Source organism: Escherichia sp. KCJ4928, from assembly GCF_004352695.1.
In the GTDB taxonomy this organism is placed as follows: domain Bacteria; phylum Pseudomonadota; class Gammaproteobacteria; order Enterobacterales; family Enterobacteriaceae; genus ECMA0423.
The window spans coordinates 1-15,439 of sequence record NZ_SJWV01000094.1; the positions used below are offsets into that span (position 1 = coordinate 1).

15 protein-coding genes and 1 pseudogene are annotated in these 15,439 nt (G+C 51.8%); 6 read left to right on the plus strand and 10 right to left on the minus strand.

What is annotated here, in order from left to right; all coding sequences use genetic code 11:
• Positions 1 to 107: 107 nt before the first annotated feature.
• The 4 genes from E0D98_RS14365 to cysJ all read right to left on the minus strand — a co-directional run bounded on the left by E0D98_RS14365 (position 108) and on the right by cysJ (position 4,844).
• Entirely contained in the window at positions 108 to 260 is a 153-nt protein-coding gene (locus tag E0D98_RS14365) for a Hok/Gef family protein (protein WP_000956460.1), read from the minus strand.
• Positions 261 to 524: 264 nt separating this feature from the next.
• Positions 525 to 1,259, minus strand: coding sequence for a phosphoadenosine phosphosulfate reductase (cysH, locus tag E0D98_RS14375; RefSeq protein ID WP_000039843.1), 735 nt, complete (start codon positions 1,257 to 1,259; stop codon positions 525 to 527).
• Positions 1,260 to 1,332: 73 nt separating this feature from the next.
• On the minus strand, positions 1,333 to 3,045 hold the full coding sequence (cysI, locus tag E0D98_RS14380) for an assimilatory sulfite reductase (NADPH) hemoprotein subunit (RefSeq protein WP_050877100.1): 1,713 nt from the start codon (positions 3,043 to 3,045) through the stop codon (positions 1,333 to 1,335).
• Positions 3,045 to 4,844 carry an NADPH-dependent assimilatory sulfite reductase flavoprotein subunit gene (cysJ, locus tag E0D98_RS14385; protein WP_000211897.1) on the minus strand — a complete coding sequence of 600 codons (1,800 nt, stop codon included), beginning with the start codon at positions 4,842 to 4,844 and terminating at the stop codon, positions 3,045 to 3,047. The genes cysI and cysJ overlap by 1 nt, the downstream gene beginning before the upstream one ends.
• 318 nt (positions 4,845 to 5,162) lie before the next feature.
• On the opposite strand from cysJ, the gene queD reads away from it, so the two are divergent.
• The 4 genes from queD (at position 5,163) to E0D98_RS14405 (ending at position 7,717) form a co-directional block, all read left to right on the plus strand.
• Complete coding sequence (gene queD, locus E0D98_RS14390; RefSeq protein WP_000108294.1) at positions 5,163 to 5,525, plus strand: 6-carboxytetrahydropterin synthase QueD; 363 nt, start codon at positions 5,163 to 5,165, stop codon at positions 5,523 to 5,525.
• Between the two features lie 77 nt (positions 5,526 to 5,602).
• Positions 5,603 to 6,874 (plus strand): FAD-dependent oxidoreductase, encoded by a 1,272-nt coding sequence (locus E0D98_RS14395; RefSeq protein ID WP_001349983.1) that lies wholly within the window; start codon positions 5,603 to 5,605, stop codon positions 6,872 to 6,874.
• A complete protein-coding gene (locus tag E0D98_RS14400; RefSeq protein WP_000109367.1) occupies positions 6,865 to 7,125 on the plus strand; it encodes a ferredoxin family protein in 261 nt (86 codons plus the stop codon). The genes E0D98_RS14395 and E0D98_RS14400 overlap by 10 nt, the downstream gene beginning before the upstream one ends.
• 16 nt (positions 7,126 to 7,141) lie before the next feature.
• The gene (locus E0D98_RS14405) at positions 7,142 to 7,717 is read left to right on the plus strand and encodes a glycerol-3-phosphate responsive antiterminator (RefSeq protein ID WP_001130266.1); all 576 of its coding nucleotides are present in this window, start codon (positions 7,142 to 7,144) and stop codon (positions 7,715 to 7,717) included.
• A 147-nt stretch (positions 7,718 to 7,864) separates the two neighbouring features.
• On the opposite strand, the gene E0D98_RS14410 is transcribed toward E0D98_RS14405, so the two are convergent.
• The 5 genes from E0D98_RS14410 to E0D98_RS14430 all read right to left on the minus strand — a co-directional run bounded on the left by E0D98_RS14410 (position 7,865) and on the right by E0D98_RS14430 (position 13,219).
• Entirely contained in the window at positions 7,865 to 8,725 is an 861-nt protein-coding gene (locus E0D98_RS14410; protein ID WP_001299097.1) for an electron transfer flavoprotein subunit alpha/FixB family protein, read from the minus strand.
• The gene (locus E0D98_RS14415) at positions 8,722 to 9,501 is read right to left on the minus strand and encodes an electron transfer flavoprotein subunit beta/FixA family protein (RefSeq protein ID WP_001324445.1); all 780 of its coding nucleotides are present in this window, start codon (positions 9,499 to 9,501) and stop codon (positions 8,722 to 8,724) included. The genes E0D98_RS14410 and E0D98_RS14415 overlap by 4 nt, the downstream gene beginning before the upstream one ends.
• On the minus strand, positions 9,479 to 10,888 hold the full coding sequence (locus tag E0D98_RS14420) for an MFS transporter (protein WP_000147666.1): 1,410 nt from the start codon (positions 10,886 to 10,888) through the stop codon (positions 9,479 to 9,481). The genes E0D98_RS14415 and E0D98_RS14420 overlap by 23 nt, the downstream gene beginning before the upstream one ends.
• A gap of 21 nt (positions 10,889 to 10,909) precedes the next feature.
• Positions 10,910 to 12,364 carry an FAD-binding oxidoreductase gene (locus E0D98_RS14425; protein WP_000059312.1) on the minus strand — a complete coding sequence of 485 codons (1,455 nt, stop codon included), beginning with the start codon at positions 12,362 to 12,364 and terminating at the stop codon, positions 10,910 to 10,912.
• 69 nt (positions 12,365 to 12,433) lie between these two features.
• On the minus strand, positions 12,434 to 13,219 hold the full coding sequence (locus E0D98_RS14430) for an SDR family oxidoreductase (RefSeq protein ID WP_000021321.1): 786 nt from the start codon (positions 13,217 to 13,219) through the stop codon (positions 12,434 to 12,436).
• 318 nt (positions 13,220 to 13,537) lie between these two features.
• Here E0D98_RS14430 and E0D98_RS14435 point away from each other — a divergent pair, with 318 nt between their 5' ends.
• Positions 13,538 to 14,815, plus strand: a complete 1,278-nt coding sequence (locus tag E0D98_RS14435) for an MFS transporter (RefSeq protein ID WP_001164567.1) — start codon at positions 13,538 to 13,540, stop codon at positions 14,813 to 14,815.
• Between the two features lie 26 nt (positions 14,816 to 14,841).
• Positions 14,842 to 15,312, plus strand: a pseudogene (locus E0D98_RS14440) (FGGY family carbohydrate kinase); the annotation flags it as partial.
• Positions 15,313 to 15,342: 30 nt separating this feature from the next.
• Here the strand turns inward: E0D98_RS14440 and E0D98_RS14445 are convergent.
• On the minus strand, positions 15,343 to 15,439 hold a 97-nt coding region (locus tag E0D98_RS14445), incomplete at its 5' end, for an IS3 family transposase (RefSeq protein ID WP_071531949.1).

Sequence of the window (15,439 nt, forward strand, 5' to 3'; positions counted from 1 at the left end):
ATAATAAACATAGGCATAATATTCACATAAACAATATAAATTAAAAAAGGGTGCAGGAGACCAAACCATCACAATTCAGTACGCGGGGTTTTACCCCCGCGTGGTGGCTACTTCTTCGATTCGTAAGCGAGAACTGCCTTAAACTCCATACCACGTTCTCTGATACTCAACTCACACAACGAGTCGCCTACCATCAGCGTGAATCCCAGTACTGTAAAACACAGCACTATGATTGCCACAAGGGCATATTTTGTCAGCATGTCTTGCCTCCCTGCAAAGAAGAGACTAACATTCGAATTGTTTGGGTTCGAACGTAAGCCTCAGGTTGATAGAAATATCGCCTGGGGCTTTTGTCCATCTGGAACCTCGCGAATGCTTAACGCCAGACAGCCTCAAGCACCCGACGCCATTCTATACCTGATAATTCTTCCAGCGGCGTTCACGTTTAAAATCAGGAATACTGCTCGCAAAATAAAAACGCCCCCATCATTTCTGACAGAGGCGTTTAATTTATCCGGCAATATTTACCCTTCGTGCAATCCACATTCCCTTTTTAAGCCAAAGAAACGTGTTTCTTCTTCCGACATGCCAGGTTCCCATTTACGGGTTGTATGGGTATCACCGACCGATAAATATCCTTCATCCCATAATGGGTGATATTTCAGGCCATGTTTTTGCAGGTACTGATAAATAGTTCGGTTATCCCAGTCGATAATCGGCAGCACTTTAAATACGCCACGCTGAATTGCCAGCACCGGTAAATTGGCGCGGCTGCCGGATTGTTCGCGGCGCAGGCCAGCAAACCACGTTTGCGCATTCAGTTCTTTCAGCGCCCGGTTCATCGGTTCGACTTTGTTGATGTCATTGTACTTTTCAATGCCTTCAACGCCCTGTTCCCACAGTTTGCCGTAGCGTGCTTCCTGCCAGGCGGCGCTTTCGGTAGCGCGGTACACTTTCAGGTTGAGCTTGAGTTTGTCCGTTAACTCGTCAATAAAGCGGTAGGTTTCCGGGAACAGATAGCCGGTGTCGGTGAGGATCACCGGAATATCCGGGTGAATCTGATTCACCAGATGCAGGCTCACCGCCGCCTGAATGCCAAAGCTGGAAGAAAGTACATATTCACCGGGCAGATTATCCAGCGCCCAGGCAACGCGGCCTTCAGCGTCCAGTTTTTCCAGTTCGGCGTTAGTTTCTGCCAGCGCCAGAATGCGATCTACCTTCGGCAGTTCGTTCAGGGCGTTTAGATCGAGTTTGGACATAGATTCCTCACTGTTTGCCTTGCCTGATGCGACGCTCACGCGTCTTATCAGGCCTACAAGACCGGGCTGATGGTTAATCCCACAAATCGCGCGCCGGATCGAGCACCGGGCGAATGATGCCCGCACGCACCGTAAAGTCGCCGAAGCCTTCACCCGCTTCGCGCTCTTTCGCCCAGCGCCCTATCAGTTCATCAAGCGACGCCAGGATTTCCGGCTCGGTGATGTTTTCTTTATACATCCGTGGGATACGTGTCCCAATGCGGTTGCCGCCAAGATGCAGGTTGTAGCGACCCGGCGCTTTACCCACCAGGCCCACTTCCGCCAGCATCGCGCGACCACAACCGTTCGGGCAGCCTGTTACACGCATCACGATATGCTCATCGCTGACACCATGTTTCGCCATTAAATTATCGATGTTGTCGATAAAAGACGGCAGGAAACGCTCTGCTTCCGCCATCGCCAGCGGGCAAGTCGGGAATGACACGCAGGCCATCGAGTTTTCACGCTGCGGCGTGACGGCATTCATTAAACCGCTCTCTTTGGCGATCTTCTCGATCTTCGCTTTCTCGCTTTCCGGTACACCGGCGATGATCAGATTCTGGTTCGCCGTAATGCGGAAATCGCCTTTGTGGATCTTCGCGATCTCCAGCAGGCCGGTTTTCAGCGGACGCCCCGGATAATCAAGGATGCGACCATTTTCGATAAACAGCGTCAGGTGCCAGTTATCATCAATGCCCTTAACCCAGCCAATACGATCGCCTCGTCCGGTGAACTCATATGGACGGATCGGTTCAAATTTGATCCCCGCGCGACGCTCCACTTCCGCTTTAAACGTCTCAACCCCCACGCGCTCCAGCGTGTATTTGGTTTTGGCATTTTTACGATCGGTTCGGTTACCCCAGTCACGCTGAGTTGTCACGACGGCTTCGGCCACCGCCAGCGTATGCTCCAGCGGCAAATAGCCAAACTCGCTCGCCGTGCGGGCGTAGGTTTTCTTGTTGCCGTGTTCGATAGAAAGCCCACCGCCCACCAGCAGGTTGAAGCCTACCAGCTTGCCGTTTTCGGCGATTGCCACGAAGTTCATGTCGTTGGCATGCAGATCGATATCGTTCTGCGGCGGGATCACTACCGTGGTTTTGAACTTACGCGGCAGGTAGGTCTGACCAAGGATCGGTTCTTCATCAGTAGTGGCGACTTTTTCCTGGTCGAGCCAGATCTCCGCATACGCGCGGGTACGAGGCAACAGATGCTCAGAAATCTTCTTCGCCCACTCGTACGCTTCCGCGTGCAGCTGCGACTCGTAAGGGTTCGAGGTGCTGAGTACGTTACGGTTCATGTCGTTAGCTGTCGCCAGCGCATCAAGACCGACCGAGTGCAGCATCTGGTGCACCGGTTTGACGTTCTTTTTCAGAATGCCGTGGAACTGAAACGTCTGGCGGTTGGTCAGGCGAATGCTGCCATAGATGGTGTTTTCACCGGCAAATTTGTCGATCGCCTGCCACTGTTTAGTGGTAATCACCCCACCCGGCAGACGACAGCGAAGCAGCATCGCGTGGCGCGGCTCCAGCTTCTGTTCAGCACGTTCGGCGCGGATGTCGCGGTCATCCTGCTGATACATGCCGTGGAAGCGGATCAGCAGGAAGTTATCGCCCTTAAAGCCGCCGGTCAGACCGTCGTTTAAATCTTCCGCAATGGTGCCGCGCAGGTAGTTGCTTTCAAGCTTCATGCGCTCGGCGTCTGTCAGTTTTCCTTCGACCACTAAAGGCCCTGGATGTTTTTCGCTCATTAGTAGACATCTCGCTGATAACGGCGCTCTACGCGCAGCTCACTTAAAAATTCATCCGCCGCTTCGGTGTCCATGCCACCAAATTCGGCAATCACTTCCAGAAGTGCCTGCTCAACGTCTTTCGCCATGCGATTAGCGTCGCCGCAGACATAAATGTGGGCACCATCATTGATCCAGCGCCACAGCTCCGCGCCCTGTTCGCGCAGTTTGTCTTGTACGTAAACTTTTTCTTTTTGGTCGCGCGACCAGGCAAGATCGATACGTGTCAGCACGCCATCTTTGACGTAGCGCTGCCACTCCACCTGGTACAGGAAGTCTTCCGTAAAGTGCGGATTACCAAAGAACAGCCAGTTTTTACCTGGCGCTTCGTCGGCGGCGCGTTGCTGCATAAAGGCGCGGAACGGCGCAATACCGGTGCCTGGGCCAATCATAATCACCGGGGTTTCCGGGTTAGCGGGCAGGCGAAAGTTATCGTTATGTTCGATAAATACGCGGACTTCGCCCTCTTCTTCCACGCGATCCGCGAGGAAGCTGGAGGCACCACCGGCACGGGCTCGGCCTTCCACGTCGTAACGCACCACACCAACGGTGACGTGTACTTCGTTCTCGACTTCCGCCTGCGAGGAGGCGATGGAATACAGGCGCGGGGTCAGCGGGCGCAGCAGATTAATCAGCGCTTCGGCATCCAGTTGCGCCGGAGAGAAACGCACCATGTCGACAATCGGCGTCGTCGCGGCGTAATGCTGTAACTTCGCTTTATCGCCCACCAGCGGCAGCAGTGTTTCGCTGCGGGTAAGCGTGGCGTAATTCTCAACAATGTTGGCGGTGTTGACGGTCAGTTCGAAGTGCCACTGTAGCGCTTCGTTCAGAGGCAACGTTTTGCCCTCGACGGTGACAGGTTCATCGCCTTTCAGCCACAGCAGTTCGACAAGTTCTTTCACCAGTGCCGGATCGTTCTGATACCAGACGCCCAGCGCGTCACCCGGCTGGTAACGCAGGCCCGAGTCACCTAAGTCAATTTCGATATGGCGAACGTCTTTTTCAGAGTTACGTCCGGTAATTTTCTGGTTAACCGAAAGGCTCGCCACCAGCGGAGCGTCTTTGCTGTACGGGCTGGAGTGGATTTCATTTACCGCGCCAGTAGCGACGGATTGCGAAGGTGCCGCGACAGGCGCACGCGATTTAAGCGCATCAACCACGCGGGCGCGCCACTCGCTGGCAGCAGCCTGGTATTCAACATCGGCATCGACACGGTCGAGCAGGCGTTCACCGCCCAGTTCCGCCAGCTTGCTGTCAAAATCTTTCCCGGACTGGCAGAAAAATTCATAAGAGCTATCGCCGAGGCTAAACACGGCAAATGCGGTGTTTTCCAGCTTCGGCGCTTTTTTGGAGAACAGGAACTTATGCAGCGCGACGGCTTCTTCCGGCGGTTCCCCTTCTCCTTGCGTTGACGTCACCACGATAAGCAGTTTTTCGCTGGCGATTTGTTTGAATTTATAGTCGCCCGCGTTCACCAGCTTAACGTTCAGTTTTGCTGCTAATAAATCATCGCGTAATGCTTCAGCAACCCGGCGCGCATTGCCGGTTTGCGAGGCGGAGATAATAGTTATACCCGGCATTTCTGCGGCTGGCGCTGGCGTCGCTGCAAGCGCAGCAGGCTGCTGATTGAGTACGCCCCAGAAATAGCCAGAAACCCAGGCAAGCTGGGTAGGCGTTAAATCGGTCGTGGCCGCCTGAAGGCGTGCCAGTTGCTCCGGGTTCAACGGAAGCAACGCGGAAGGTGGGACCTGTGTCGTCATGCGTCGTTATGTTCCAGTAAGCAAAGCTGTTTCTGCGCCCTGTCAGCGCCCATAAAACAGAAGAGAAGGTAAGGTTAACGGGGTGAACGGTGTGGATTAAAGACGGGATAGCGATAACTAATAACCAAATCGACTAACCTGTTTTAGCAATAGTCTTTAACAACAAAATAGATTAACCAACCTAATGAAAAACAAATGAATTTAGCCAATCATTAAGATAAATCAGCGATTTTGCGCAACAAAGTCGTTTTAGATAATGCGAAAAAACAGCCTTTCCGGTACTCTACGGCGGTTTTATCGTCCTGTAGAGAAATTATGATGTCCACCACGTTATTTAAAGATTTCACCTTCGAAGCCGCTCACCGCTTACCACACGTCCCGGAAGGGCATAAATGTGGTCGCCTGCACGGGCATTCCTTTATGGTGCGACTGGAAATTACCGGGGAAGTCGATCCGCATACGGGCTGGATTATCGATTTCGCTGAACTGAAAGCGGCGTTTAAGCCAACTTATGAGCGCCTCGATCACCATTATCTCAATGATATTCCAGGTCTGGAAAACCCAACCAGCGAAGTTTTAGCAAAATGGATTTGGGATCAGGTTAAACCCGTTGTGCCGCTGTTAAGTGCGGTGATGGTAAAAGAAACCTGTACCGCAGGTTGTATCTATCGCGGCGAATGATAAGAGTGTGTCGGCGGTCAATTTCCCTTAAGTAACGCTATGTTAGGGTGTTGTGTTCTGGATATCTGGGGCATGACATGGAAGACGACTGCGACATTATTATTATTGGTGCCGGTATTGCAGGCACCGCTTGCGCGTTACGCTGCGCGCGAGCGGGTTTATCCGTTTTGTTACTGGAACGCGCTGAAATCCCCGGCAGCAAAAATCTTTCCGGCGGGCGGTTATATACCCATGCACTCGCGGAACTCCTCCCGCAATTTCACCTGACCGCGCCTCTTGAACGACGCATCACTCACGAAAGCCTTTCCCTGTTAACGCCGGATGGTGCAACGACGTTTTCCAGCTTACAGCCCGGCGGTGAATCCTGGAGTGTATTACGTGCACGGTTCGATCCGTGGCTGGTTGCCGAAGCCGAAAAAGAAGGTGTCGAATGCATCCCCGGTGCGACGGTGGATGCGCTGTATGAAGAAAACGGCAGGGTGTGTGGTGTCATTTGTGGTGACGATATTCTCCGCGCCCGTTATGTGGTGCTGGCAGAAGGTGCCAACAGCGTCCTGGCTGAACGTCACGGGTTAGTGACTCGTCCTGCTGGCGAAGCGATGGCGTTGGGGATCAAAGAAGTGCTGTCGCTGGAAACATCCGCTATTGAAGAACGTTTTCATCTGGAGAATAACGAAGGCGCAGCGTTGCTGTTCAGCGGCGGAATCTGTGATGACTTACCCGGCGGCGCATTTCTTTATACTAATCAACAAACGCTCTCGTTAGGGATTGTTTGCCCGCTCTCTTCCCTTACGCAAAGTCGTGTTCCGGCAAGCGAGTTGCTGACTCGCTTTAAAGCGCATCCGGCAGTGCGCCCGCTTATCAAAAACACGGAATCACTGGAGTATGGTGCGCATCTGGTGCCAGAAGGTGGCTTGCACAGTATGCCGGTGCAATACGCCGGTAACGGCTGGCTGCTGGTGGGCGATGCGTTGCGCAGTTGCGTCAATACCGGAATTTCCGTGCGCGGCATGGATATGGCGCTGACTGGCGCACAGGCGGCGGCACAAACGCTGATAAGCGCCTGCCAGCACCGCGAGCCGCAAAATCTGTTTGCGCTTTATCATCACAACGTCGAGCGCAGCCTGCTATGGGATATTCTACAGCGTTATCAGCATGTTCCGGCGCTTTTGCAACGCCCTGGCTGGTATCGGGCGTGGCCTGCGTTAATGCAGGATATTTCCCGCGATTTATGGGATCAGGGTGATAAACCTGTTCCACCGCTGCGCCAGTTATTCTGGCGTCATTTACGTCGTCATGGCCTGTGGCATCTGGCGGGCGATGTTATCAGGAGTCTGCGATGTCTGTAGCCCATAATCTCTGGCGCGTTGCTGATGCGCCGCACATTGTTCCGGCTGACTCCGTTGAGCGTCAGATGGTACAACGGTTGATTAACGCCTGTCCGGCAGGTCTTTTTTCGCTCACACCGGAAGGTGACTTACGCGTTGATTATCACGGCTGCCTGGAGTGTGGCACCTGCCGTTTGCTGTGCGACGAATCCACACTACAACAGTGGCGCTATCCGCCTTCCGGATTCGGCATCACCTACCGCTTTGGATAAATAATAAGGATAATTTATGCCCCTCTTACACCTGCTCCGCCAGAATCCGGTGATTGCTGCCGTTAAAGATAATGCCAGCCTGCAACTGGCTATCGATTCTGAATGCCAGTTTATTTCCGTGTTGTACGGCAATATCTGCACCATCAGTAATATCGTTAAAAAGATTAAGAACGCCGGGAAATATGCTTTTATTCATGTTGATTTGCTGGAAGGCGCGTCAAATAAAGAAGTCGTTATTCAGTTTTTGAAACTGGTGACCGAGGCGGACGGCATTATCAGTACCAAAGCCTCAATGTTGAAAGCGGCAAGAGCGGAAGGTTTTTTCTGTATTCATCGCCTGTTTATTGTTGATTCAATTTCGTTTCACAACATTGATAAGCAAGTTGCGCAATCGAATCCGGATTGTATTGAGATCCTGCCAGGCTGTATGCCCAAAGTGCTGGGCTGGGTGACAGAGAAAATCCGCCAACCGCTGATTGCCGGTGGGCTGGTGTGCGATGAAGAAGATGCGCGTAATGCGATTAACGCGGGTGTCGTGGCGCTTTCCACCACGAATACCGGGGTCTGGACGTTAGCGAAAAAATTACTTTGACGGGATAATCGTAACCAATTGAATTTGGTTTGATTTGTAGGCCGCACGCCACATCCGACATTCAGCGCCTGATGCGACGCTTGACGCGTCTTATCAGGCCTACAAGTCCCCAGGCCAGAACCGTAGGCAGGATCATCCGGCAACACGTTATTGGCAATCTGCGTGAATGTTTGTCACCAGTGCCTCCAGCACCACTTTCCAGTCATCAACCACGCCAACATCTGCCTGTGAAAATACCGCAGCGCTGGCGTCATGATTAATCGCCACCACAAACTTGCTATTGCGTACGCCCGCCATTAACGCTGCTGCGCCAGAAGCGCCAACAACAATACACACCTCAGGTGCCAGCAGATGTCCGGAAATACCAATCACTTTTTCAGCATCAACGCCACCGTTCATCACTCGCGCCCGACTGTAGCCCACTTCGGCTCCCAGCTTTTCTGCCAGCATAGCGATTTCCTGGTTATCTGCCTCTCCGCCCTGCCCCACCACCAGCACCCGTCTGGCCTCAGCTAATGGGTCGCGAGTAACATTTTTCAGATCCTCTGTGCTAACCAGCCAGTCGGGAAGCGCACCCGGGACAATGTTCAGTTGTTGCATTCCAGAGGGCAACGTGGCGTTTTTCGCTGCTCCCGCCTGACGCGCCAGGGAAAGGCATAGCGGGCGTTTTTCTGTTTGCAGCGTCGCCGTTAGCGCATTTCCCCAGTGGGATTTGCGCACGCTTACGGTTGGAATATCTAACGAAGTCACCTGGCAGATGCTTGCACCATGTAAACGCCAGGCCAGCCGGGTCGACAGTTCATCGCCAAACGTTCCCGGCGGAAAGAGAACAACGTCCGCAGGCGTTCGCTGCCACTGTTCCACCAACGCATCCAGCACCTGTTCCGCCACTACAGGCTGAGGTTCAATCTGCCAGTGCGCCAGGGTACAACCGCTGAAATCCTGCGCCGCCAGCCAGCTTGCTATTGCGGCATTCTCCTGATTTATTGTCACAATTGCGATATTCATGGCTGCATCCTTTGGCGTAAATAGTCCCGCCATAGCTTTTGAGCTTTTTCTGCTACCGTTTGCCCATCAATCAGCGTCGCTCCGCGTCGTTGCTCTGCTCTTGCCAGTTGCAGACACTGCATCGCTGGCATTTCGGCAGCAACAGTTTTACGGATAATTTCTGCTTTCCCCGCAGCCATTCGCTGGCGCATTCCCGGTACTGGCAAGGCCACTTCACCGCACTGACGCACGGCAATCACCGCAGGCAAGCGAACCCGGCAACAACGCAACCCATGTTCAGTACGCTGTTCGAGGGTGATAAACAGCGCGTCGAGAGTGAAACGCTCCACCTGGGTGAAGCAGGGCCAGCCCAGCATTTCCGCCAGCAAAAATGGCGTTTGCCCATTCTGCCCTTCGCTGCTTTGGCAGCCGGTAATTATCAGATCCAGCGGATTCTGATGCTGCCATTCGGCAATATGGCGAGCGACAAATTCCGGCGCAAAGCGCAGATCTGCCGCCGTCTCCAGCAATACAGCTTCCTCAAACCCAAGAGCCATGAGATAGCGCAGCCAGTGCAATGCCCGTTCATCCCCCATGCTCAACGCGGTTAAAGACATCGGCGTACCGTTTTTTCTCTGCGCCAACAGCAGCGCGGCAGCGGCCTGTTCATCAGCACCGAGTAAACTTCGCAGTAGCGAAATATCCGGTCCGCTTTTACCCTGAGCCGCCGCCTGCCACTCTTTTTCCGCCAGCATTCCGGCATCCGGTTCGGCTTTAAACGCTAACAGAATGTTCATTCGCACCTCCTACATTTCCCGCCGCCACCAGCGGGAGGGCTTTAGTTTCTGGTGCCCATAGCCAGGTCACAACAAAACCAACCAACAACACTGTCGCCAGGAGCAATAAGGTGACTTGCATTCCCCACTGCGCCAGCACCCACGGCAGCAGGCCAGTACTTACCGCCGCGCCAAGTCGACTCATGGCGGTGGCAAAACCGACGCCCAGCGAGCGAATGTCAGTAGGAAAACTTTCCGCAGGCAAAATGCCCACCAGATTACTGACTGCCGAAATGGTGGTGCTGAAGAGAACAAAAAGCAGCAGCGTTAATGAACTGCCGGAAGGCAAACAGGCCATTACTACCAGCGTTGCCGCCAGCAGCAAAAAACTTCCCAGCAAAAATTTGCGATGTGCCAGCAGGTGCGTCAGAACTAATCCCAGCAGCGCGCCCACAATTAACAACGCATTAAGCATCAGGCTGGCAGTCAGCGCATCTTCCAGACCAATAGTCTGGGCGATAGTTGGCAGCCAGGTATAAATCACAAACCATGGGATTACGAGGCAGACAAAGAAGACGCTGTTAAACGCCGTGCGCCGCCAGTAACGCGAAGAGAACAAGGTTTTGATGTGTTTATGGGTCGCCGTTACCACTTCATCGCCCAGTAAAACATGGGGACCAAAATAGCGATGCACGATAGCGTGAGCTTCTGCAAAACGCCCCTGGCGCAGTAGCCAGCGTGGTGATTCTGGCGTTCCCCAGCGTAATAACGTAATCAACAACGCGGGCAGAGCTGCCGATGCCAGTAGCCAGCGCCAGGCCTCCGGGTTTTCGGAAATAAAGTGATGTCCGGCAATACTTGCCAGCACATAGCCTACGGTCCACACCACGCTGAATGCGCCCAGCAAAATACCGCGATGGCGGCGCGGGGAAAATTCAGCCAGCAAGGTGTGACCTACTGAATAATCACCTCCCAGACCAATGCCAATCAAAATGCGCAGTCCAATAAGATGCTCTGGCGTGGTGGCAAAAAATTGTAAAAACGAAGCAAGCGTAATCAGCAAAAAGCTGAAGGTGAAGATTTTTTGCCGACCAATATGGTCGGAGATCCACCCAAGAACCAGGCTGCCAAGGAACAAACCAAGGAGCGCCGAGCCGCCGATCATTCCCGCCATAAACGGCGTCAGTTGCATGGCGGGCGTAAGCTGAATAATGGCGTAACCAATGACGCCGAGAACATAACCGTCGGTCAGGTGTGCGCCGAAAGTGAGCGCAGCAATGCGGCAGTGAAAACGGTTAAGCGGTAAATCATCCATTCGCACCGGTGAAGTGTTCATCTTTACCCCTTCATTGTCCGGTAATAAGAACGGCTTCTCGCCTGAGAAGCCGAAAAGGCAACGCCCCGTCATCGCGGAACGCTGCCTGACACATTATTTTTCAATCGGATAGATAGTACCCGTATTCATAATGCCATTAGGATCGAACTGCTTTTTCAGCCCTTCCAGCAACGCCCACGCGCTGCCGTGTTCCAGTTTGCTCCAGTGAACGCGATGTTTACCGATACCGTGGTGGTGCACCATCGAACCGCCGAGGCGAATGGTTTCTTCACAGATGATCTTGTTGAGCGGATTGTGGTACTTGTCGATTTCCTCTTCCGGCTTACAGTCAACGACGTTGTAATCGTAGACGAAGTACATGTTGGTGCCGTTCTGATAGCTATGAGAGGAATGACCGCCCAGCATGGTGATGTCGTCGGCGTGCGGGAACTCAGTACGAATACGGTTAATAACGCTTTCGTAGATTTCGTGGATGCAGCTCCAGCAGCCGGACACTTCAGTGGTAAAGCCCATGTTGCCGGTTTTGAGGATCTGCACACGTTCGGCAGCCACTTTATCCGGTCCCCAGTTCAGGTTGTTAAACCAGGTTTCGATCAGCTTGCTGTCCACGCGCTGGCATTGCGGGTAGCGGGCAACGATTTCCGCAATCCCTTCGCCCGTCGCCTTCGCAATGCGAGGGTTACCTTCAGCCATAAAGATCAGCACGCATTTTCCGTCTGCAAAATGGGTGAAGTGTTGGGTGCCATCTTCAGCGTCATACAAACGAGCGATCGACGGACGATACCCTTCCACCATGACTTCACGCAGGATGTTGAAGCCGGTTTTCATGTCTTCCAGGATATAGCCGTAGAAGAGGTTGTTTTCCGGGGTGAATTTAAAGATTTTCACTGTTACTTCAGTGATATAGCAAAGTGCACCTTCGTTACCGATGATGATGTGGCGAATGTCCGGGCCAGCCGCGCGGCGTGGCACGTTTTTAATGCGTGTGACGGTGCCATCAGCCAATACTGCTTCCAGACCAACGACCATATCTTCGATTGCGCCGTAGAGTGTGGAGAACTGCCCGATACTGCGGGTTGCTACCAGGCCGCCCATCTGAGCCAGCGGCTTTGACTGCGGAGAATGCCCCGTGGTGTAACCTTTTTCACGCAACGCATTTTCCAGCACCTCCAGCGGAACGCCACATTGCGCCGTCGCCTGCATATTCTCAATATCAATATTAATGATTTGATTCATGGCGGAGCCGTCGAGTACCACCGAGTTTTCCACAACGGTTTCCAGCCCACCTTCAGTGGCGGAAGCGCCGGTACGCGGCACACCGTTAATTTTGTGCGCATTCATAAAATTCAGCACACGGGATACTTGCTCTGTGGAACCGAGTTTTACGACCGCTGCCGGAATCGGCAAAGTATAAATGCCATGAATATCCGGAAATTTACGAAAACGGTCAATACTGTTCTTCTTTAATACTGTTTCATCGGTAATTACGCGATCTGCACCAACAATTTCCTTTAGTTGGTCGACAATCGCTGCGCGAGATAAAGACATAGTAATTCCTTCCTGATAATAAAAATGGAATAATCATTAATAAGAGAAAACAGAAACCACCGTTATGGATTAGCGCACTAAATAACCACCATCGACCACTAATAAATGCCCATTGACATAATTTGAAGCCGGACTTGCGAGGAATACAGCTGCGCCCATTAAATCCTGAGTATCGCCCCAACGGTTTGCCGGAATATGATCAAGAACGCGCTGATTGGTTTCTGGATTACTGCGTGTCGCCAGCGTAATATCTGTTGCATAATAGCCAGGGGCAATACCATTTACCTGAATATTATATTGACCTAGTTCATCACAATAAGCTTTGGTGAATCCGGCAAGAGCATGTTTAGTGGCAGAATATGCAGGTGACCATTGTCCACCTAAGTAAGAGAACAATGAACAGATATTAATAATTTTGCCGCTTTTCTGCGGGATCATAATTTTTGCAGCTTCATAGCTTAACTCGAATGCGGCGGTCAGGTTCACATCAATCATCGGATCCCAGTCGGCACGACCGAAGTCCAGCACCTTATTCAGCTTACAAATACCGGCATTGTTTACCAGAATATCAACTGTACCGAAACGCTCACAGCAAGCAGCGATAATCTTCTGCGGCGCGCCTTCTGCGGTGATATCCACCTGCATGAAGTCCACCTCAACACCCTGTTTTTCAATCATTTCCTTTGTTTCGCCGTTATCTTTGACGAAACTAGGAATAAAGATATTTGCGCCAGCTTTGGCCAACGCCATGGCAAATGCCTGGCCTAAACCGCTATTCCCACCGGTAACAATTGCGGTTTTACCTTTCAGTGAGAAAAAATCCATTGAGAACGCATTGAGAGATTCGATTGACATAGTTAGCTCCAATTTCCGTAAGGCAAAAAAAAAGAAAGGTAACTTCCCCCGCGAGAGGGAAGTTACCTTTCTCATTATCTCTGGTAACTGGAGATAATTTTTAGCATAACGGCATAACTGCTAATGTGATCGTAATCACAGTGTGATATTCGTATTGTCAAATAGTTTTAAAAAGCAGAAGCGTGATTACTCTCACACAACACCTCTGCTTTCCATGTTATTTCTTATTGCAATTACTAGAGACCTGAGAAAAGTAATCCACCTGAAAGGGCGGCTTACTTTTCTCTTTTTTTTGTCTATTACAAATGGGAATACGATATGCAACACAACTCATATCGCCGTTGGATAACCCTCGCGATAATTAGTTTTAGCGGCGGCGTTAGTTTTGACCTGGCTTATTTACGTTATATTTATCAAATTCCCATGGCGAAATTTATGGGATTCAGCAATACCGAGATAGGTTTAATAATGAGTACCTTTGGTATTGCGGCTATTATTCTTTATGCCCCCAGCGGCGTTATTGCCGATAAATTTTCACACCGCAAAATGATTACTTCCGCGATGATCATTACCGGATTACTGGGTCTGTTAATGGCAACGTATCCACCGCTGTGGGTAATGCTCTGTATTCAGGTCGCCTTTGCGATAACGACGATTTTAATGCTGTGGTCGGTGTCGATTAAAGCCGCCTCGTTGCTGGGCGATCATAGTGAGCAAGGGAAAATTATGGGCTGGATGGAAGGGCTGCGCGGCGTCGGTGTAATGTCGCTGGCGGTGTTTACCATGTGGGTCTTTTCTCGCTTTGCACCGGATGACAGCGCCAGCCTGAAAACAGTCATTATCATCTACAGTGTGGTTTACATCTTGTTGGGGATTCTGTGCTGGTTTTTTGTTAGCGATAACAACAACCTGCGCAGTGCCAATAACGAAGAAAAACAGTCATTCCAGCTTAGCGACATCCTTGCCGTTTTACGTATCAGCACCACCTGGTATTGCAGCATGGTGATTTTTGGTGTCTTCACAATCTACGCCATTCTGAGTTACTCCACCAACTATCTGACCGAAATGTACGGCATGTCGCTGGTGGCAGCGAGCTACATGGGGATTGTGATCAACAAAATCTTCCGCGCGCTGTGCGGCCCACTTGGCGGCATTATCACCACCTACAGTAAAGTGAAATCCCCTACCCGCGTGATCCAAATCCTTTCCGTACTCGGCCTGCTGGCGTTAACTGCCCTGCTCGTCACGAACTCTAACCCGCAATCGGTCGCGATGGGGATTGGCCTGATTTTACTGCTGGGATTCACCTGTTACGCCTCACGCGGGCTGTACTGGGCCTGCCCTGGCGAAGCGAGAACACCGTCTTACATTATGGGCACCACGGTAGGTATTTGTTCGGTGATTGGATTCCTGCCGGATGTCTTCGTTTACCCGATTATCGGCCACTGGCAAGACACCCTGCCCGCAGCAGAAGCCTACCGCAATATGTGGCTGATGGGAATGGCGGCGCTTGCCATGGTGATTGTCTTTACCTTTTTGCTGTTCCAAAAAATTCGTACTGCTGATAGCGCCCCCGCAATGGCTAGCAGCAAGTAAGCCAGGAAAATTACAGGAGAAAAATCATGTCGAAAAAATACATCATAGGGATTGATGGCGGAAGTCAGAGCACAAAAGTGGTGATGTACGATCTGGAAGGTAATGTGGTTTGCGAAGGTAAAGGCTTATTACAGCCGATGCACACGCCTTATGCCGATACTGCAGAACATCCTGACGACGATTTATGGGCATCATTATGTTTTGCAGGTCACGGTTTGATGAGCCAGTTTGCCGGGAATAAAGAAGATATTGTTGGCATCGGCCTGGGCTCCATCCGTTGCTGCCGTGCGTTATTGAAAGCCGACGGCACGCCAGCTGCGCCGTTGATTAGCTGGCAGGATGCACGCGTTACACGCCCTTACGAACATACGAATCCTGACGTGGCGTATGTCACCTCTTTTTCGGGTTATCTGACGCATCGCTTAACCGGCGAGTTTAAAGACAATATCGCCAACTATTTTGGTCAGTGGCCGGTGGATTATAAGAGCAGGGCATGGTGATCCTACCCACGTAATATGGACACAGGCCTAAGCGAGGTTCTTGTTTTCAAATTGTTCCGGACTGAGGCCGCCACACCAACTGTGCCGCCGCCACCGATTGTAATCACATTCGATATAATTAAAC